The organism is Glutamicibacter halophytocola (assembly GCF_001302565.1).
Taxonomy (GTDB): Bacteria; Actinomycetota; Actinomycetes; order Actinomycetales; family Micrococcaceae; genus Glutamicibacter; species Glutamicibacter halophytocola.
In genome coordinates this window covers 2,701,733-2,720,421 of record NZ_CP012750.1, presented here as the reverse complement: position 1 = coordinate 2,720,421, position 18,689 = coordinate 2,701,733, and the positions used below count along the sequence as shown (strand labels likewise).

Genomic DNA, 18,689 nt, shown 5'->3' with positions numbered 1-18,689 from the left:
AGGTTTGGCGGGCATCATCCTTTTTGCTGATATTTCAGTATTGATTGATCATTTATTCGCATGTCAAGTTAGTGTTGATAGGACAGGATGGGCATTAGCTTGCATGGTGGGAACAGATCCGCGGGGCCAGTGGCTCCGCCGGAGTGGGCATCGATCAACTGGGATAAGGGATGGGACGAGGATGGTTATCCAGACAGTGAAGAACCGGCCGTGGTTATATGTTCTTTTGATCCTTCCTGTGATCATCGTCCTGGGCATCTACCTCCCATTGGCCAATCGATTGCCAGGCATGACCGCTACGCACTGGTCATCCACCTACCCAGACGGATTTACCCGCACTGGAGTACTTGTTCCCGTGTCCATTGGTCTGAGTATCGCAGGAGCCATCATCGGGTTGAGCTCATTGGCTCAACGCAGCAAACCGGCCTTGTTGCTGGCCCTGCTCTTTATTGGTTCCCTTCTTTCGTGGACCACCGCAGGGGTCTTCATCGGCTCGGTGGTTCCAACCGCGCTTGCAGAAACTCCTCAGACTGCCGTCATCGGCATCTGGATGCTCCCCATGGCGGCCTGCACGCTGGTGTCCCTTGTTCCCCTATGGATTTGCGGCGTGTACCAGTCCTATTCGAAGCAAGTGCAAGAAGAGCGACAGGCGCGAATCAACCGGGGCCAAGGACTCGCGTCGCCCGCGCCTCGAAGCACCCAGGGTGCGGACGGCACTGAATTCAGTGAAACCATGAAGGCCCCTTGGTGGCTGTGGGCGCTCGGGATTGTCGTTGCAGGGACAGGAGCATTCCTGCTCCTTGAAATCTCCATGCGTCCAGGGGCGATGGATTGGACCGCAGCCATGATCGGCCTGGCAACTTGCCTGGTTATTACCCCGCTGACCTTTGGACTGTGCTTGATCCGGGTGACCATCACTGAACAGCGCATTCGGGTGGCTTCTGCCATCTTTGGCTTTCCTTTGCGCACCATCAAGCCCGGGGAAATCCAATCGGTGACCAGCACCGAAATTGACCCCATGGCGTGGGGCGGATGGGGCTGGCGCTTCTTTCCTGGCGGATCGGCCGTGGTGCTGCGGCGTCATGAGGGCTTGGCCTTCGAGCTGAAGAATTCATCGAGATTTGCCGTGACCGTTCCGAATTCCCAGCGTGGCGCAGAGCAGCTGAACGCGCGCATGCAGCAGAACGGATCCTGCTAGTTTCCTTTGCCGGCGGCCTAAGAGGCTTTTTGCTTCTGGAAGGTTCGCATCGGCCCGATCACCACGGAGCGCAAGGCCAGCGACGAGATCAGCGAGGCCGCAATGACGTGGAAGATTCCAAGGCACGCGTAAACCAGTTGCAAATCATCGGGGATCTTCTGGATATGCGGGTGCGGCAGGAAAAATGACAGGCCAATGATGATGGCCCAGACGATGATGCTGGCTGCTCCGACGCTCCTGGACCAGCTGGTCTTGCGCACCTCGTGGCTCAGCGGCTGGATGCGTTGCAAGACCGCGCTGGCCAGCACCATCCAAAAGGCCGACACCAGGAAGCCGGCAGCGATGTCGCTGGGCCGATGCCAACCGCACACCAAAGTGGCCACACCGGTGATCGTGGCAAAGAGCCATGCGATTGGCTGGACCACAGGTCGCAGCCTGGGCGGAGAAATGACATACATCAATCCCATTGCCGCTGCCGCCGCGGTGGTGTGCCCGGAGGGAAATGAATTGCCCGTCGTTCCAAAATTGAAATCCGGCCTGACAAGGACCTCATGCTTGAGCAACTGCGTAGTGGCCAATGCCGCGGCGCAGGCCAGAATCGCCACCGTCGCACGAAGGAACCGGCGATCCCTGATCACCCGGTAGAGCAGGAAAATCGCGGCAATCGCGCCGCAAATTACCGGAAGCAGATCAAGGAATTCACGAACCGGATCCAATAATTCGGTCCGCGGCCACCATTGGGACCAAGCCATGAACCCAGCCTGATCGGCCCACTGTCCCGCGCGAAGGTGGACAAAGAAAAAATACTCGATGCAGAAGAAGGAGACCAGCAGCAGCAAGGCCAGCCACCACCGAATGTGGTGTGGGCGCGTGGCTGCTGAATGTCGAGGCATATCTCTAGCCTTGCACAATTTCTCCGTCAAACGTCAGCCGATGACACTGTAACCATGGCCACGCTCGCTAGGCTTGGAACATGAGCTTTGAACTTCCACCGCTGGCTGACTTGCTGGCACATAGCTACGTGGTCCGCCTCCCGATGCGCGTTAAATTCAGGGGAATCACCCAGCGAGAAGCACTGCTCATCGAAGGCCCCGAAGGGTGGGGCGAATTCTCGGCCTTTGTCGAATACGCCCCAGCCGAGGCGTCGCGCTGGCTGTCCGCTGGCATTGAAGCTGCGTACCAGCCTTTTCCCGAACCGCTGCGCACCACCATTCCAGTCAACGCAACCTTGCCCGCGGTAGTGGCGAGCGAGGTAGGGGCCGTGCTGGAAAAGTACGATGCTCCGCACACCATCAAGATCAAGGTCGCCGAACAAGGCCAGGGGCTCGAGCAGGACTTGGCCCGGGTCGCAGAAGCCCGTCGCCTCTATCCGCAGGCGGCGCTGCGGGTTGATGCCAATATGGGCTGGGATATCGGCCAGGCGGTCCATGCGCTCAAGGCCCTGAGCGAATTCGATCTGCAATACGCTGAACAGCCGGTGCCCGGCATCACCGGCTTGGCCGAGGTGCGAGAACAATTGCGCACGGCAGGCATCGACCTGAAAATTGCTGCCGACGAAGCGGTGCGCAAGCATACCGACCCGCTGGAAGTCTCCCGGCTGGGTGCCGCAGACCTCATGGTGATTAAAGCCCAGCCACTGGGCGGAATCCGAGCCGTCCTGGACATTGCCCAACAGGCGGAGCTCGACGTCGTAGTGTCCAGCGCCTTGGACACCTCCGTGGGCCTATCCCAGGCCGCTGCGTTGGCTAGCGCACTGCCCGAGCTGCCTTATGCCTGCGGGCTCTCCACCGGAACCCTTTTTGCCGATGATGTCTGCGCCGAACCGCTGCTGGCCACCGCAGGTTATCTTCCGGTGCGGCGCATCGACGCCGATCCCCGAAAACTGAAGCAGCTGCGCCCCGAGCAGCAGCGGGTTGACTGGTGGTTACGAAGAGTCGAGCAGTGCTACGAACAACTAGTCAAAGCCTAGTTTCCAACAACCATCTATTTCCCCGCAGTTAACTTGGGCGTTGCATTTTGCACACTTCAGGGTGAAAACCTCATATCGCGTCGTTCCCCTGACAGCGAGCCCCAACCGAGGAAGTGATGGATCATGAATCCAACCCGTACCCTTTTGCCAATGCTAGGCCATACCCGCGGCGGACGGTCCGCAGCAACCTGCCACTTCAAATGTGGAGATGCCTGCGTAAAGCCGGATTGCAATACCTCGACCAACAGCTACTTCAAAGACATCGCCGACAAGTCGCTCTCCCGCCGCAGCATGCTGGGCCTTGGCGCAATCGGTGCGTCGGCCTTGGTTGTCGGGCCACAGCTCTTTGGCGCGCAAGAAGCCAGCGCGGCGCCTTTGGTTCCGCTGAAGAACGGCAACAACGCCGGCGGCCACTTGTCCTTCGACGCCATTGAGCCGGTGTCCCGATCGGTAGACAACGTCAGCGTTCCTGAAGGATATGACTGGAATGCCATCATCCGCTGGGGTGATCCGCTATTCAAGAACACCGCGCAATTCGACGCCACCAAGCAGAGCGCCCGCAAGCAGGCCGAACAATTCGGCTACAACTGCGATTACCTCGACATCATCGTTGACAAGTACTCGGGCCGCACCGGCGTGCTGGTAGCCAACCACGAATACACCAACGAAGACATGATGTTTGACGCTGCCTGGTTCGAAGCGAACAAGGATGAAGCCCGCCGCATCGCCATGAACGCGCACGGCTTCAGCGTCGTCGAGGTCAAGCGCAAGAAGAAGGACAAGAAGTGGAGCTACGTCCAGGGCGGCGAGCGCAACCGCCGCATTACCGCGCAGACTGAATTCACCGTGGACGGTCCGGCAGCCGGAAGCGACCTGCTCAAGACCGTTGCCGACCCGACCGGAACCAAGGTCCTGGGCACCTTGAACAATTGCTCCGGCGGCACCACCCCATGGGGCACCATTCTCTCCGGCGAAGAAAACGTTGACCAGTACTTCAGCGGCAAGGGCACCGCCGAGGAAGCGCGCTACGGTATCGGCACCGGCGCCACCGAGCGCGGCTGGGAAGACACCGATCCGCGCTTTGGCCTGGGCAACGAAGGCTACGAAAACGAGGCAAACCGCTTCGGCTGGGTCATCGAGATCGATCCGCAGGATCCCAAGTCCACCCCGGTCAAGCACACCAGCCTGGGCCGCTTCAAGCACGAGGGCGCCAATGTGCGCATCGCCAAGAACGGCAAGGCCGTGGCCTACTCGGGTGATGACTCGCGCTTCGAGTACCTGTACAAGTTTGTCTCCAAGGGCACCTATTCCAAGCACGACCGCCAGCAGAACATGAAGCTGCTCTCCGAGGGCGACCTGTACGTCGCGCAGTTCAACGGCAACTCGCCAGCAAGCGAAATCGACGGCAGCGGCCAAGTTCCATCCGACGGCGCCTTCGATGGCGCCGGCACCTGGCTGCCACTGGTCAAGGGCGGTGCCTCCATGGTCGAGGGCATGAGCGTGGAAGAGGTTCTGGTCTACACCCGACTGGCCGCTGACAAGGTGGGCGCAACCAAGATGGACCGCCCGGAAGACGTCGAGCCAAGCCCGATCTCCGGCAAGCTCTACGTGGCCCTGACCAACAACTCGGACCGCGGCAAGGCTGGCAAGGAAGGCGCCACCGAGCCGAACCCGCGCATCTCCAACCGCGATGGCCACATTATTGAACTGTCCGAAGCCGGCAACGACGCAACCAGTACCAAGTTCACCTGGAACATCCTGCTGGTCGCCGGCGATCCCAAGGTCAACGGTTCCACCTACTTCTCCGGTTACCCCACCGACAAGGTCTCGCCAATTTCCTGCCCGGATAACCTGGCTTTCGACTCGAAAGGCAACCTGTGGATCTCCACTGACGGCGCTCCAAGCACCATCGGCTACTCGGATGCCCTGCACAAGGTCACCCTGACCGGCAAGGACCGTGGCCGAGTCGAGCAGTTCCTCGCCGTGCCAACCGGCGCGGAGACCTGCGGCCCGCTGATCCACGACAAGGACGACTCGGTATTTGTCGCGGTCCAGCACCCGGGTGAAGGCGGAACCTACGCTGCACCAACGTCGTTGTTCCCGGACTACCTGGCCAACTCGGCGGCGGCTTCGGCGGGCCAGTTCTATGGTCCGCGGCCAAGCGTGGTGCAGGTCTTCAAGGAAGACTCGCACCCGGGCAACGGGCATGGCAAGGGCAAGGGCAAGAACAAGTAGCCTGCAGCTTCTTTGGCCCTGAGGCGCCAGGACGATCGGAACACCGATCGCCCTGGCGCCTTTGCGCATCGTCGTACCACGTGAACCGGTGCCAAGGCATAGACTGGGAGAACTGCCGCAGCATAGGAATCGAAGGAGCCACACCGCGTGGGATTGCAGCAACCAGATCAGCAATTGGCCATCACCACGGCTCGTGCGGTGCTCGGCACTCTGATTCAAGCGGGTATCCGGGACCTGGTCATTTCTCCCGGCTCGCGCAGTGCGCCACTGGCCTATGCCGCGGCGGAAGCTGAATTTGCTGGGCTGCTCAGGGTCCATGTGCGAATCGATGAACGTTCGGCGGCTTTTATGGCCCTGGGCCTGGCGCAAAGCACCGCAACGCCGGTAGCCCTTGCAGCCACCAGCGGCACGGCCATCGGCCAGATGCTTCCGGCGGTGATGGAAGCCAACCACACTTCCACGCCACTGCTCGTTCTTTCGGCAGACCGCCCGGATGAATTGCATGGGACCGGGGCCAGCCAGAGCACAAAGCAAAAGGCGCTTTTCGGCGACCACGTGCGCGTGGCGATCAACGTGCCTGCCGGTCACCAGGCCGGTGCCTGCGTTGAACAAGCGCTGGAAGCATTACAGGGCACCGGGCTGTTCCCCGCTGGCCCGGTCCAACTGAATCTGCAATTCCGGGATCCGCTCATTCCGGCAGAAAATGAGAGCATCGGGCACCAGTACTGGACCCGGATCCAGCCTGGCCTCTGGCCTGCTGCCGGCGATGCGCTATCCGCGGCTGCGCCGGCGCTGGCCGCAGGCCTGCCCCTCCGGCGAACCGTCGTGGTGGCTGGACACGGGGCGGGGGCGCAGGCGCAGGCGTTCGCCCAGGGATTGGGCCTGCCGCTGTTCGCCGAGCCGTCCTCCAATGCCCGGTTCTCGGCTCATGCCATCACCCACTACCGTCCGCTGATCGCTGCCGGCGCGCAACGCATTGAACGGGTTGTGCTCTTCGGCCGCCCAACCCTCAGCCGCCCTGTTGCAAAGCTCTTGGCCGATCCGAAAATCCAATCCGCCATCTGGCAGCCTGCGCCTGTGGCGTGGTACGAGCCTGGCCGCCGCCGCGAAACCCCGATCAGCCAGTGGAATGAGCTTCAGGAATTCGCAGGAACCGCACCAAGCGGCTGGCTGGGGGCTTGGCAAGAACTTGATGCCCGGGCCCAGGGCCTTCGCGGCGATTTGAAGCGCGACGGCGCTATCAACGGACTTGACGTTGCCGAAGCGATCTGGGAGGGCCAACCCCACGTGCTCCTGCTGGGCTCCTCGAATATCGTTCGCGATTTCGACCTGGCTGCCCGCCCGGGTGCCGCTGATCAGGCCACCGTGTACGCCAATCGCGGTTTGGCCGGCATCGACGGAACAATCTCCACCGCGCTGGGACTGGCCGTTGGAAGCGGGCGGCGGACCGTGGCAGTGATGGGCGACATTACCTTCGCCCATGACGCCAGCGCGCTGTCGTGGACTCCGGGAGAGCCGCAGCCGCAACTGGACGTGGTGGTGTACAACGACGCCGGCGGCGCCATCTTCTCCACATTGGAGCACGGAGCAGTTGATGGTTCCGGGCGTTATGCCGACGCCGTGGAGCGACTATTCGCCACACCGCAGCAGTTTGATATTCAGTGCCTGGCCAAGGCCTATGGGTGGCAGTATGAACGCGCCACGACAAAAGCTGAGCTGAAAAACCTGCTGGAGCAAACCGGGGGAGCCAGGCTGCGCTTGATCGAGGTACCCGCGTCGAGAGATCACCTGCGGGCAGATAGCCAGGAGCTCAATCACAGGATCGGGCAGCTGTCCTGGCCTGGATCGTAACTCTTTGATTGACTGCAGAAACAACTCATCCCTTGCAGCGAGGACCTGACGGAACCCGGTGCAAGGGATGAATCGTATTAACTTTGCCTAGATATCGACGTGGGTCGGATCCAAGACTCGGCGCAGGAAGTCCTGGGTCCTTGGCTGCTGCGGATTGCCAATGACATCCGCTGCCTTGCCTTCTTCCACCACGACGCCGCCGTCCATGAAGAACACCCTGTCCGCCACTTCCTTGGCGAATGCCATCTCGTGGGTTACCACCAGCATGGTCATGCCGGCATTGGCCAGATTCTTCATGATAGCCAGTACCTCGCCGACGGTTTCAGGATCCAACGCGCTGGTGGGCTCGTCGAAGAGCATCAGGGTTGGTTCCATGGACAGGGCGCGGGCGATGGCCACACGCTGCTGCTGGCCGCCGGAAAGCTGATCAGGGTAGCGATCTCCGAAATCGCCTAGTCCCACTCGCGCCAAGTGTCCCAGCGCGACTTTCTCCGCGTCGGCCTTTTTGCGCTTGAGCACCTTGATCGGGGAAACCGTGCAGTTCTCCAGCACCGTCAGGTGCGGGAAGAGGTTGAACTGCTGGAAGACCATGCCCACTTGCTGGCGCATCTTATCCAGATTCACCTCTGGGTCGGTGACCGCAAAGCCGCCGACCGTGATGGTTCCCCCATTGGGCTTTTCCAGCAGATTCACACAGCGCAACAGGGTGGACTTGCCTGAGCCCGAGGGACCGATGAGGCAAACTACCTCGCCGGGCTTGACGTTCAGATCGATGCCCTTGAGCACCTCGTTATCGCCGTAGGATTTGCGCAGGCCGGTGATCTCCACGCCTGCGGCGTGCGCCGAAAGTTCACTAGATTCAGTTGACATTTTCCACTACCTTCCTAGCGCTTTGTCTTCGCCGTGCGAGATTCGAATTTGCGGGCTACCAAGCTCAGCGGAATGGTGATCACCAGGTAGAACAGGCCAGCCACGACCAGCGGGGTGATGCCTGCGTCCAGCTGTGTAATGCCGTCGCGGCCGAATTTGGTCATTTCGTACTGGGTAATCGTTGCACCGAGGATAAAGGCCAAGGAAGTGTCCTTGGTCAGCAAGATGATTTCATTGGTCATCGGAGGCAGGACGATCTTGAACGCCTGCGGGATGACAATGGTGACCATGGCCCGCCATGCTGGCATGCCCAGGGAACGAGCAGCTTCCGTTTGCCCCTTGGGAACGGCCTGCAAACCGGCGCGCAGGGTTTCAGCGATGTAGGCTGCCGAGACTAGACCCAGAGCGCACATGACGTTTACCGACTGTGGCCATTGCGTGCCGAATGCCTGTGGCAAACCCAGGCCAAAGGCCAAAAGGACCAGTATGGCTGGGATGCCGCGGAAGAACTCAATGAAAGCGGTGGCGAACCACCGGTACGGCGCGAAGGACGCCATCTTCATGAGGGCCAAGATTAGACCCAGGGCTAGGCCGAAAGCGAAGGAAATGATGGTGTAGAAGATCGTATTCTTCAGGCCGACCAGAATCATGTCGGGGAACATCGGTCCGAGCTTGTCGAAGGAGAAGAAAGCGTAGGATGCTTTTTTCCAGTCAACAAGCGCAGCAAGAGCGATGATGATGACAAAGAAGAGCACAATTTGAATGGTTTTGCTCATCCGGGCGCGCTGACTAGTAGTCATTGCCATTGGTTTTGTACCTCTCGTAAAGGTAGCGGGGATTCGGGCGGCAACTATGCCCAGCGGCATTCATTGCGTCGCGAACCCCCGCCCGGTAGATCAATCCGTGTTCAGCGGAAAATTACTTTTCGCCGAACCACTTCACGGTCAGTTCTTCCATGGTTCCTTCATCGGTCAAGCGCTTGAGCGTTCCATTGACCAATTCCAGGGTGTCTGCATTGTCCTTCGGAACGGCAACACCGAGTTGTTCGCCGGTCTTGAAGTTGGCGACAGCCTTGTAATCTGGCTTGTCCTTTACCGCGTAGCCAAGAACCGATTGGTTGCCCAATACGGCTTCAACCTGGTTTGCCAGCAGTGCCTGGGTCTGCAATCCGGCATCTTCGAAGCCGACCAAGTTCTTGAGGCCCTGTTCCTTGCCGTACTTTTCACCGGTGGTAGCCTGCTGGACGCCAACCTTCTTGTCCTTGGCAGTTTCCAGGTCGGTGATGCCCGAGCCGTTCTTGGCGATCAGGACCAGGTCGTCATCCATGTAAGGGGTGGAGAAGTCCATCTTCTCCTTGCGAGCGTCGGTGATGGAGATCGAGGAAATGGCGATGTCGCACTGGGTGCTGAACAGACCGGATTCGATGGAGTCGAAGCTGGCGTCGATGACATTGAGTTCCAGCTTGGCGTCCTTGGCGATTTCCGCCGCGACATCCATGTCGAAGCCGACGTTTTTGCCGTCCTTGACGAATTCAAATGGCTCGTAGGGGATATCCGAGCAAATGGTCAGCTTGCCCTCGTTGATCGGGAAGGATGCGCCTTCGGACTCCGAGCTGGAGCCGCTATCGGAACCGCAGGCGGTCATGGCTAGAAGTGCTACGGAGCTGAGCGCGACGGCGGCTGCGAATTTTTTCTTGGGGCTACGCATAGGATCAAAACCTACTTTCGGGTCATTGCGAGTGGATCACTGCGATGCCCCAATCATAACCGCGACAGCACCAGCACGAGACGCACTTCACACAACTGCTATCGAGAGTAAGGAGAACTTATGCTTTGGAAAATCAGGCAGATCATCCACTCTGGCCACGTTGGCAGGTGGGCTATTCGGCGCCCAGAGCCTGGCGCATAGGGCGCATTTTTGCCCACGACTCGGCCAACTCATCTTCCGGAACCGAGCCGGGAACGATGCCGCAGCCGGCGTACAAGCGCATGAGCTTCTCGTCCTCCAGGATTCCACCGCGCAAGGCGATGCCGAATTCCCCATCGCCACGGCTGTCAACCCAGCCCACGGGACCGGCGTAGGGTCCGCGGTCCATGCCTTCCAATTCACGCAGGAGCACCCCGGCCTTTTTCGTCGGGGTTCCGCACACCGCCGCAGTTGGATGGAAGATTTCGGCAACATCCAAGGCCGACGGCAACGCGCCGGTCGTATCCGCGCGCAATTGGGCCCGCACGTCACTGGCCAAATGCCACACATTGGGCAACTGCAAAATGAATGGCTCTTCCGGTGCGCTCATGCCGTGCGAAATAGGATTCAGCGAATGGGTCAACGAGTCAATGGCCAGCTGGTGCTCATTGCGCTGCTTCGGGTCCTCGAAAAGGCGGTGCTGTGCAAAGCCCGGATCATCGGCCCCGGCCGCTGCGCGGTCCAGGGTTCCGGCCAACACGCGCGCCTCGGCCAAGCCATCGGTGACCCGCACCAGCATCTCGGGAGTTGCGCCGACCAAGCCGTCAACGCTGTAGGTCCAGCAATTGCCGTAGCGCTCGGTCAAGGCAAGGACGACCTTGGACAAATCGATCGGCGTGCTGCTGTGGGCCAGCACGTCCCGGGCCAGCACCAGCTTCGAAATGCCTCGCTCGTCAAAATGCCGCAGGGCCTTTTTAACGGCCTCGACATAGGAGCCGGCGGTCAACTGCCCGCTGGTCAGCTTGATGCTGCCGGCAGCTGCCTCGGGAATGGCGGCATCGGCCATCAAGGCCGACGCGCGAGCCAAGGCCTGTTCGTAGGTGACGCCATCGAGTTCCTCGGCGGTGCCGGTGAGGGTGATCCATGCGGTCTGCTCATCGCGGCCAATGACCAGCTGGGGAATGATCATGCGGGATTCGAAAACGCTGGTGAAGGAGAACGCGAAGGAGCCGAAGCTGACCAGGCCGGTGCCCGGGCGATTCAGCGGGTCGATGATCCGGGCGTTCTCGATGATCTGCGCAAACCATGCGCGGGCCCGTGCGAAGCGTTCCTCGCCATGGGTATGCAAGCGGGCAGCGGTGCCAAAACCGACCAGGCCATGCCCATTGCGGGTCCAAACCAGGCTTCGGTGACGCAATGAGTCGCCAAGCAGCGTTTGCGGAGCATCGACATATTCAAAGGTGATGCTGGTGAGACTAGGGGCCGACAGCTGATGGGCGCTGGCGCTGAGAACGGGCGAATCTGCAGACATGATAAGGCTAAGCCTACCGCGCGATGCCGGGGAAAACGCCGAGCAGGTGTCCCCAGTCACGACTGTGAGTTATGGCGGGTCTGGTGATAACTGCTGGCCTGAGCCGGTAAACTCTAGAACGAACTGCTAGGTCGCTGGCCAGCCTGCACGTGCGCGTTGCACCGTGCCAGCATCCAGTGGTGGACAGCATCGGCTAGAGTGAAGAGATGTTTGTCTGCATATTGCAGGCGCCAAAGTCTTCGCATACCGCGATGGCCACCCCGATGAAAGATAAGTAAGCCGTAGAACAGTGACTGATTCGAAGAGCAACTGGACCGCAGCCGGACATGAAGTGTCGGACTCGATTGAGCTGAATCCTGAAACCGCTGCATTAGCTGCGGCTATTAATCTTCCCTCGGGCTTTGCGATGCTTGCCGAGGACCCGGACTTCGGGCCGGCGATTTCCATCGGCATGGCCAAGGTCGAGAAGCTGCTGCGCGATGCGCTGGCCAATTCCGACCCGTTGATCGATGCCTCCAGCCGGCACCTGGTCGAAGCCGGCGGCAAGCGGGTGCGCCCGCTCTTGGTGCTGCTCACCTCCCTGCTCGGCCACGGCGTGACCGATGAAGTGATCAAGGCCGCAGCCGTCGTGGAACTGACCCACCTGGCAACCCTGTACCACGACGACGTGATGGACTCCGCTCCGCTGCGCCGCGGTGCTCCCACTGCCCACGAGGTCTGGGGCAACTCCGTTGCCATTCTGGCGGGGGACCTCATCTTCGCCCGGGCCTCGGTCTTCGGCGCCGACCTTGGTCCTGAAGCAGTGATGTGGCAGTCGCGCACCTTCGAGCGCCTGTGCCTGGGCCAGCTGCACGAATCCATCGGGCCGCGTGAAGGCGACGACGAGATCGAGCACCACCTGCAGGTCATCAGCGACAAGACCGCCTCCCTGCTTTCCACCTCCGGAGCCTTTGGCGCGCGCTTTGGCGGAGCGCCGGAGTTCATCGAGGTACTGCGCGAGTACGGTGAAAAGGTGGGCGTCGCCTTCCAGGTAGCTGACGACGTCATTGACCTGGCCTCCGAGAAGGCCGACTCGGGCAAGACCCCGGGCACTGATTTGCGTGAAGGCGTCCCGACCTTGCCGATCCTGCTGTTGCGCCAGGCCGCCGCAGCCGGTGATGAGCAAGCCGCGCAGGCCGTGGCCCTGGTGGATGCCGACCTTTCCACGGATGAGGCACTGGCCAAGGCCGTTGAAGCCGTTCGCGCGCACTCGGTACTGCACGATGCGTGGAAGGCCGCACGACAGTGGGCCGATGACGCGATCCAATCGCTGGCGCCGTTGCCGGAAGGCACCGTGAAGCAGGCGTTGATCTCCTTCGCCGACGCCGTGGTGACCCGCGACGCCTGAGCAGGATTCGAAAGACTGAAAACACCGCAGCGCATGAAGATCACGGTCTTCATGCGCTGCGGTGTTTAACCAGCCGAATCATCTCGTCAACGGATTACTTCCGAAGCTTGCAGCGGTTCAGGGTGCTCCGGGGAAAAGAGCGCCTGGCGCAGCTGCTGCGCCTTCAATGCCCGTTCCTCTATCGAGACCCGATGGCGCAGCTGCTGATACAGCTGGTCATCGTGATAGCGGGGAAATACGTGCTGGTGGTAATGCCAGACATGCTGGTTTCCCGCGGGCTCATTGTGCTGCCGGGTGCTGGTGCCTTCCGGATCCCACGCCAGCTTCATGGCCAATGCCACGCGCTTGGTTTCCTTCATGATGGCCGCGCCGGTGGCATCATCCAGGTCGTAGAGCGCTTCCAGATGCCGGGTGGGAATGATCATGGCATGCCCGCCATAGTTTCCGAACCCATCACAGGCCATGATCGCCGCCACCAAGCCGGTCTGATAGATCAGATCGGTAGGCGCGCAAAGATTGTCCTGGCTGAACGGCAGATCCTGCACCAGTTCGCAGAAAGGGCACTGGTACTCGGCCGGCTGATGGGAACGGTGGAGCACTAATCCTCCAGTTCGGCTGCCAATTCGTCAAAGACCCATGCGAACATGTCCAGCGTGAATTCGCTGAACGTGCCTTCTTCGCTGGTCCATGTGCCCTTGGCGTTGTTGCGGCGGTAAACGATGGGATCGGGAACATCCAGCTGCGAGGCCTTGAAGGCCCAGACGAACTTTTCTTCTTCGTCTTCCAGGAACAACAGGTGGCCGTCTTCGATTTCCAATTCCTCGGGGTCGAAGAAGTAGTGGTAGGCCTCCATGAAATCTTCATTGTTGCCCAGCGCCAGGTAGAACTCCTCGAGCACAAAGGGAATGGATACCTTGGACTGGGCTAGGGCGTCACGCAGTTCTTCGCCGTTGAGCCCGTCGGCTTCATTCCACTGGTCATCCAAATATTTGGGGACCAAGGAACGGAACTTCTCTAGAAACATGTCAGCCATGTGTTAATCCTATTCGAGATTAGCCAAGCTCAAGTGCGCTCAACGCGATCCACAGCTGGACTCGGTCGCTTGTCACATTCGGGTCGTAGCCCGAGAGCTCCGAAATCTGCTGCATGCGGTAGCGCACGGTATTGCGGTGCAGGCCCAGCGCTTCGGCTACGGCGCCTACCGAGCCATCGCGGTTCAGGTACTCGCGCAGCGTCAGCAGGAGATCTGAATCATGGGTGGAATCAAAGTCCTGCAGCGGCCCGAGTGCTTCTGCGGCCAGGTCCTGCAGCGGCACATCCCTGGCGGCCAGGAGCAGGGAGGTGAGCGAGAGCTTGGTGGGGACGTTGATGCGCTCGCCGTGGCGCAGGGATTCGAGCGCCTCGAAATAGCTCCAGCGGATACCGGTGGTATTCGAGTAGCGGCCGCCATATCCGACCCGGGCCGAGATCCCGGCGGCCTGAAGATACTCATCGAGATGCTTGATGGACAGCTGGACCTTGCTGTGCGCAACGATCACCGCCAAGCGGCCTTCCATCATCGCTGAAACCTGGGAGGAAAGATCCGCGGGCAGGGGCAAGGTCTGCAAGCGCTCGGCCTGGGTGGAGGCCTGCACCAGGATGACCGAGTGCTCGCGCTGCGGATTTAGGCCCAAGGCGCCAAGGCGCCCGGCGGCGTCGGCCCCGACCAGGGTGCCGGCAGCCAAGTCGGCGAGCACCTGGCCATTGGCCTGGCGCTGCGAGGCGCGCAGCCGCGACTTGTTGGCCATCTCCAGGCCGATCAGGGACTGGGCATAATCCACGACCGGATCATGCACATAGGGTTCTGCCAGATGCAGGATGCATTTATCACGCAAGCCCGTGGCCACCGGCAGTTCGTGCCAGTTGCGTTCGGGGTCATGATCGCCGCTGATCACCTCGCCGTGAAGACTTAACGCCACGTCCGTCCCGAGCATGCGGGCCAGTTCATCGAGCATGCTATCGAGGTCGGAGGAGAGCAGGGAACGAGCCAGCTTCTGGTGCGATTTGAGCAAGTTCTCCACGCGCTTGAGATGCTCGGCATTCATGGCTTCAGCGATGAGCCGGGTAATGGCGGCGAAGGGAACCTGGTAGGGGACCTCGAAGACAGGCAGCCCGACTTCGCGGGCCGCGACGATGGTGGCTTCAGGCACGGAGGCATGTTCCAGTCCGGTGCCGAATCCCAGGGCCACCGCATCATTGGCGGCAAGCACGCGCACAAATTCCCGTTGCGCGGCCTTGGTTTTCTGGCGCACCCCGGTGGTCAAGACGATTTCGCGGCCGGTGAGGAACTTGGACGGGTCCAGCAGCTCGGTGATGGCTGACCAGGTGATGACCATGTCGTCGCGATGGGTATGTTCGGTCATCGGGCGGAGATCGAGCTCGTCATGCTCCAGCAGTCCGCGTAAACTAATTGCCATGGAGCCATTCTAGTTGGCCTGCGGATGGTTCCCATTTCAGCAATTTGCTCAAATAATGGACACGCGTTACCGAAAATTGACCAGAATGTGAACTTTTTGCAGTAGCTTAGACACATGAGCTCTCCATCTTCAAAACAGGGCGCTCCACTCGCATCCGAAAAGCGTGAGACTTTCAGTTCACGAAAGCTCTTCATTCTTTCTGCGGTTGGTTCGGCCGTTGGACTGGGAAATATTTGGCGTTTCCCGTACGTCGCCTACGAGAACGGCGGCGGTGCATTCCTGATCCCATACCTCGTAGCTATCCTCTGCGCAGGTATTCCACTGCTGTTCCTCGACTACTCGATCGGCCACCGCTACCGCGGCTCGGCTCCGCTGGCCTACCGGCGGGCCAACCGGAAAACCGAAATGCTCGGCTGGTGGCAGGTGCTGATCTGCTTCATTATCGCCATCTACTACGCAGCCATCATCGCCTGGGCCGCCATGTATTGCTGGTTCTCCATCACCAAGGCCTGGGAGAAAAATGCAGAGGGAGCTTCCGGCTTCTTCATGCAGGACTTCCTGAAAGTCTCGGACGACGTCAATGTCTCCTTTGACTTCGTCGGCAATATTTTCACCCCGATGCTGATCGTGTGGCTTGTCGCCATCGTGATCATGGTGGCCGGCGTTAACAAGGGCATCTCCCGTGCCAATGGCATTTTCATGCCATTGCTGATCGTGATGTTCTTGATCCTTGTTGTCCAGTCCGTGTTCCTGCCGGGCGCAATTGACGGCCTGAACTCCTTCTTCACCCCGGACTTCGAAGCGCTGCAGAATCCTGCAGTCTGGGCTGCCGCCTTCGGCCATATCTTCTTCTCGCTGTCCGTGGCCTTCGGCATCATGGTGACTTATTCGTCATACATGAAGCGCAAGAGCGATTTGACCGGTTCGGGCTACGTCGTAGCGTTCGCCAACTCCAGTTTTGAACTGCTAGCCGGTATCGGCGTCTTCGCTGCCCTGGGCTTCATGGCGCACAACGCCGGCTCCAGCGTTGATGAGGTGGCCACCAGCGGCATCGGCCTGGCCTTCATTGCCTTCCCGACCATCGTCTCGCAGGCGCCGCTGGGCGGGCTGATTGGCGTGCTGTTCTTCGGCTCGCTGGTCTTCGCTGGCCTGACCTCGCTGATCTCGATTCTCGAAGTGATCGTGGCGGCCTTCCAGGACAAGCTGGGTTGGAAGCGCACCCCGGCCACCTTGGTCGTTGTTGTCCCGGTGGCAATCATTTCGCTGATCTTGTTCCCAACCACCACAGGCCTGTACCTGCTGGATACCATGGACGCCTTCGTGAACCAGTTCGGCATCCTGGCCTGTGCACTGGTGCTGGTCATCGTCTTCGGGGCAGGCCTTGGCATGCTGCCAAAGCTGGCCAAGCACATGAACCGCCACAGCTCCATCAAGCTGGGCACCGCTTGGAAGGTCCTGGTTGGCGGCATCGGCCCAGCGGCCCTTGGCTACATGCTGATCAACGAAGTGCAGTCCAAGATCAGTGAGTCGTACTCCGGATACCCGCTGTGGTTCAACGGAATCTTCGGCTGGGGCATGGCCGGACTGCTGATCGTCGGCGCCCTGGTGCTCTCCTTGATTCCATGGAGCAAGAACTCGAAGGCCAACGACCCGGAGTTCAAAGTGCATCAGCAGAACGTTGAAGCCGAAGAACTCCCCGAACCAGCCGGAAAGGAATACTAGCCATGACCGGCATAGCCATTGTCTTCATGATCGTTTCCATGCTGACCATCTGGGGCGGCCTCGCCGTCGCATTGATGAACCTTTCGCGTCATCCTGAAAAGGACAATGACGACGTCATTGAGACTGCTGGAACTGCGGGCAATAACAGCCTGTAGGGACATCAAGCAGCAACCGATACCTCCTTGCGCCGAGCCCCGCTTGGCGCGAGGAGGTATTTTTCTGTGCAGATGCACTACTGATCCCAAAGGCATTTGTGCCAAGTCTGGTAGTGGCAACGGGCCGCGAAGAATATTCTTCTTGTAAGAACACGTCGAGCCACGCGCTCGTAAAACCATAGTGAAAGGACAAGCAGGTGGACGTCAGCTACCGCATTGAACAGAAGCGCAAGATCAACGGGCCATTCCCCGGCCCCAAGTCGGAAGAACTCGCCGCACGCCGCGCCAAGGCAGTTGCTGCCGGTGTAGCTTCCAGCCTGCCAGTCTACGCAGCAGATGTTGACGGCGGCATCATCGTCGATGTCGACGGCAACCAGCTGATCGACCTTGGCTCGGGCATTGCTGTGACCACCGTGGGCGCTTCCAACCCAGCCGTGGCCAAGGCTGTTGCCGAGCAGGCGCAGCACTTCACCCACACCTGCTTCATGGTTGCCCCGTACGAGAACTACGTCGCCCTGGCTGAGAAGCTGGCCGCGATCACCCCCGGTGATTTCGAGAAGCGCGCGGTCTTCTTCAACTCCGGTTCCGAAGCGGTGGAGAACGCCATCAAGGTAGCTCGCATCGCCACCGGCCGCCAGGCAGTTGTCGCCTTCGACCACGCCTACCACGGCCGCACCAACCTCACCATGGGCCTGACTGCCAAGGCAGCACCATACAAGCGCGGCTTCGGCCCACTGGCACCGGAGATCTACCGCATGCCAATGAGCTACCCATTCCGCGAGGAGAACCCGAACATCTCCGGCAAGGAAGCTGCTGAGCGCGCCATCCTGGCCATGGAGAAGCAGATCGGCGGCGACCAGATCGCTGCGATCATCATCGAGCCAATCCAGGGCGAGGGCGGCTTCATTGTCCCTGCCACCGGCTTCCTGCCACGCGTTGCCGAGTGGGCCAAGGAAAACGGCATCGTCTTCATCGCCGATGAAGTCCAGGCCGGCTTCGCCCGTTCGGGTGCATGGTTCGCTTCGGACATCGAGCAGATCGAACCGGATATCATCACCGTTGCCAAGGGCATTGCCGGCGGCATGCCGCTGTCGGGCATCGTTGGCCGTGCCGACCTGCTGGACTCGGTCCACGGCGGAGGCCTGGGCGGCACCTACGGTGGCAACCCGGTTGCCGTAGCCGCAGCTCTTGAGACCATCAAGTTCATGGAAGAGCAGGACCTGCCAGCTCGTGCCCGCGAAATCGAAGAGAAGTTCTTCGCCCGCTTCACCGCGTTGCAGTCCGCGTTCCCAGCCATCGGTGAAGTTCGTGGCCGCGGTGCCATGATCGCCCTTGAATTCGTCAAGGCTGGCGGCAAGGAGCCAGACGCCGATCTGACCAAGGCAATTGCTGCCGAGTGCCTGGCACAGGGTGTTGTCATCCTGACCTGCGGCACCTACGGCAACGTCGTTCGCCTGCTGCCACCGCTGGTCATCGGCGATGAGCTGCTCAACGATGCCCTTGACGTGCTGGAGTCGGCAATCCGCAAGCTGGCTTCCTAGTCCCTAGGTTCAGGGCACAATAAATAATGCTCCGGTTTCTCCCGCACCTGCGGGAGAAACCGGAGCATTATTTGTTAACCGCCCCAGT

Annotated in this window: 16 protein-coding genes; 8 read left to right on the top strand and 8 right to left on the bottom strand. The window is 60.4% G+C overall.

The genetic code is table 11. The annotated features are described in order from the left end of the window. Nucleotides 1-181 precede the first annotated feature (181 nt). Nucleotides 182-1,198 carry a DUF3093 family protein gene (locus tag AOZ07_RS12585; RefSeq protein WP_171919761.1) on the top strand — a complete coding sequence of 339 codons (1,017 nt, stop codon included), beginning with the start codon at nucleotides 182-184 and terminating at the stop codon, nucleotides 1,196-1,198. Between the two features lie 17 nt (nucleotides 1,199-1,215). On the opposite strand, the gene AOZ07_RS12580 is transcribed toward AOZ07_RS12585, so the two are convergent. After that, complete coding sequence (locus AOZ07_RS12580) at nucleotides 1,216-2,091, bottom strand: phosphatase PAP2 family protein (RefSeq protein WP_060702300.1); 876 nt, start codon at nucleotides 2,089-2,091, stop codon at nucleotides 1,216-1,218. An 80-nt stretch (nucleotides 2,092-2,171) separates the two neighbouring features. Between AOZ07_RS12580 and AOZ07_RS12575 the strand changes: the two genes are divergently transcribed. The 3 genes from AOZ07_RS12575 to menD all read left to right on the top strand — a co-directional run bounded on the left by AOZ07_RS12575 (nucleotide 2,172) and on the right by menD (nucleotide 7,253). Continuing rightward, nucleotides 2,172-3,167, top strand: a complete 996-nt coding sequence (locus tag AOZ07_RS12575) for an o-succinylbenzoate synthase (protein ID WP_060702299.1) — start codon at nucleotides 2,172-2,174, stop codon at nucleotides 3,165-3,167. 123 nt (nucleotides 3,168-3,290) lie between these two features. After that, nucleotides 3,291-5,402, top strand: a complete 2,112-nt coding sequence (locus AOZ07_RS12570; RefSeq protein WP_060702298.1) for a PhoX family protein — start codon at nucleotides 3,291-3,293, stop codon at nucleotides 5,400-5,402. A gap of 147 nt (nucleotides 5,403-5,549) precedes the next feature. After that, nucleotides 5,550-7,253, top strand: coding sequence for a 2-succinyl-5-enolpyruvyl-6-hydroxy-3-cyclohexene-1-carboxylic-acid synthase (menD, locus tag AOZ07_RS12565; RefSeq protein ID WP_098945510.1), 1,704 nt, complete (start codon nucleotides 5,550-5,552; stop codon nucleotides 7,251-7,253). 87 nt (nucleotides 7,254-7,340) lie between these two features. Here the strand turns inward: menD and AOZ07_RS12560 are convergent, their stop codons facing one another. The 4 genes from AOZ07_RS12560 to AOZ07_RS12545 form a co-directional block, all read right to left on the bottom strand. Further along, nucleotides 7,341-8,123: an amino acid ABC transporter ATP-binding protein gene (locus AOZ07_RS12560; RefSeq protein WP_060702297.1), complete on the bottom strand. Its 783-nt coding sequence runs from the start codon at nucleotides 8,121-8,123 to the stop codon at nucleotides 7,341-7,343. 14 nt (nucleotides 8,124-8,137) lie between these two features. Next, on the bottom strand, nucleotides 8,138-8,929 hold the full coding sequence (locus AOZ07_RS12555) for an amino acid ABC transporter permease (protein ID WP_060702296.1): 792 nt from the start codon (nucleotides 8,927-8,929) through the stop codon (nucleotides 8,138-8,140). 112 nt (nucleotides 8,930-9,041) lie between these two features. Continuing rightward, the gene (locus AOZ07_RS12550; RefSeq protein WP_060702295.1) at nucleotides 9,042-9,830 is read right to left on the bottom strand and encodes an ABC transporter substrate-binding protein; all 789 of its coding nucleotides are present in this window, start codon (nucleotides 9,828-9,830) and stop codon (nucleotides 9,042-9,044) included. A gap of 172 nt (nucleotides 9,831-10,002) precedes the next feature. After that, nucleotides 10,003-11,340 carry an isochorismate synthase gene (locus AOZ07_RS12545; protein WP_060702294.1) on the bottom strand — a complete coding sequence of 446 codons (1,338 nt, stop codon included), beginning with the start codon at nucleotides 11,338-11,340 and terminating at the stop codon, nucleotides 10,003-10,005. 289 nt (nucleotides 11,341-11,629) lie between these two features. Between AOZ07_RS12545 and AOZ07_RS12540 the strand changes: the two genes are divergently transcribed. Next, nucleotides 11,630-12,727, top strand: a complete 1,098-nt coding sequence (locus AOZ07_RS12540) for a polyprenyl synthetase family protein (protein WP_060702293.1) — start codon at nucleotides 11,630-11,632, stop codon at nucleotides 12,725-12,727. Between the two features lie 86 nt (nucleotides 12,728-12,813). Here AOZ07_RS12540 and AOZ07_RS12535 read toward each other — a convergent pair whose 3' ends face one another. The 3 genes from AOZ07_RS12535 to AOZ07_RS12525 are packed head-to-tail and all read right to left on the bottom strand — an operon-like array spanning nucleotide 12,814 to nucleotide 15,183. Beyond that, nucleotides 12,814-13,326 (bottom strand): HIT family protein, encoded by a 513-nt coding sequence (locus AOZ07_RS12535; RefSeq protein ID WP_060702292.1) that lies wholly within the window; start codon nucleotides 13,324-13,326, stop codon nucleotides 12,814-12,816. Continuing rightward, nucleotides 13,326-13,760, bottom strand: coding sequence for a hypothetical protein (locus AOZ07_RS12530; protein WP_060702291.1), 435 nt, complete (start codon nucleotides 13,758-13,760; stop codon nucleotides 13,326-13,328). The genes AOZ07_RS12535 and AOZ07_RS12530 overlap by 1 nt, the downstream gene beginning before the upstream one ends. A 19-nt stretch (nucleotides 13,761-13,779) precedes the next feature. Next, nucleotides 13,780-15,183 carry a PucR family transcriptional regulator gene (locus AOZ07_RS12525; RefSeq protein ID WP_060702290.1) on the bottom strand — a complete coding sequence of 468 codons (1,404 nt, stop codon included), beginning with the start codon at nucleotides 15,181-15,183 and terminating at the stop codon, nucleotides 13,780-13,782. A gap of 114 nt (nucleotides 15,184-15,297) precedes the next feature. Here AOZ07_RS12525 and AOZ07_RS12520 point away from each other — a divergent pair, with 114 nt between their 5' ends. From AOZ07_RS12520 to gabT, 3 genes are all read left to right on the top strand, one after another. Next, the gene (locus tag AOZ07_RS12520; protein ID WP_060702289.1) at nucleotides 15,298-16,905 is read left to right on the top strand and encodes a sodium-dependent transporter; all 1,608 of its coding nucleotides are present in this window, start codon (nucleotides 15,298-15,300) and stop codon (nucleotides 16,903-16,905) included. 2 nt (nucleotides 16,906-16,907) lie between these two features. Beyond that, entirely contained in the window at nucleotides 16,908-17,060 is a 153-nt protein-coding gene (locus AOZ07_RS18255; protein ID WP_075972492.1) for a methionine/alanine import family NSS transporter small subunit, read from the top strand. Nucleotides 17,061-17,257: 197 nt separating this feature from the next. Further along, the gene (gabT, locus tag AOZ07_RS12515; protein ID WP_060702288.1) at nucleotides 17,258-18,601 is read left to right on the top strand and encodes a 4-aminobutyrate--2-oxoglutarate transaminase; all 1,344 of its coding nucleotides are present in this window, start codon (nucleotides 17,258-17,260) and stop codon (nucleotides 18,599-18,601) included. Nucleotides 18,602-18,689 lie beyond the last annotated feature (88 nt).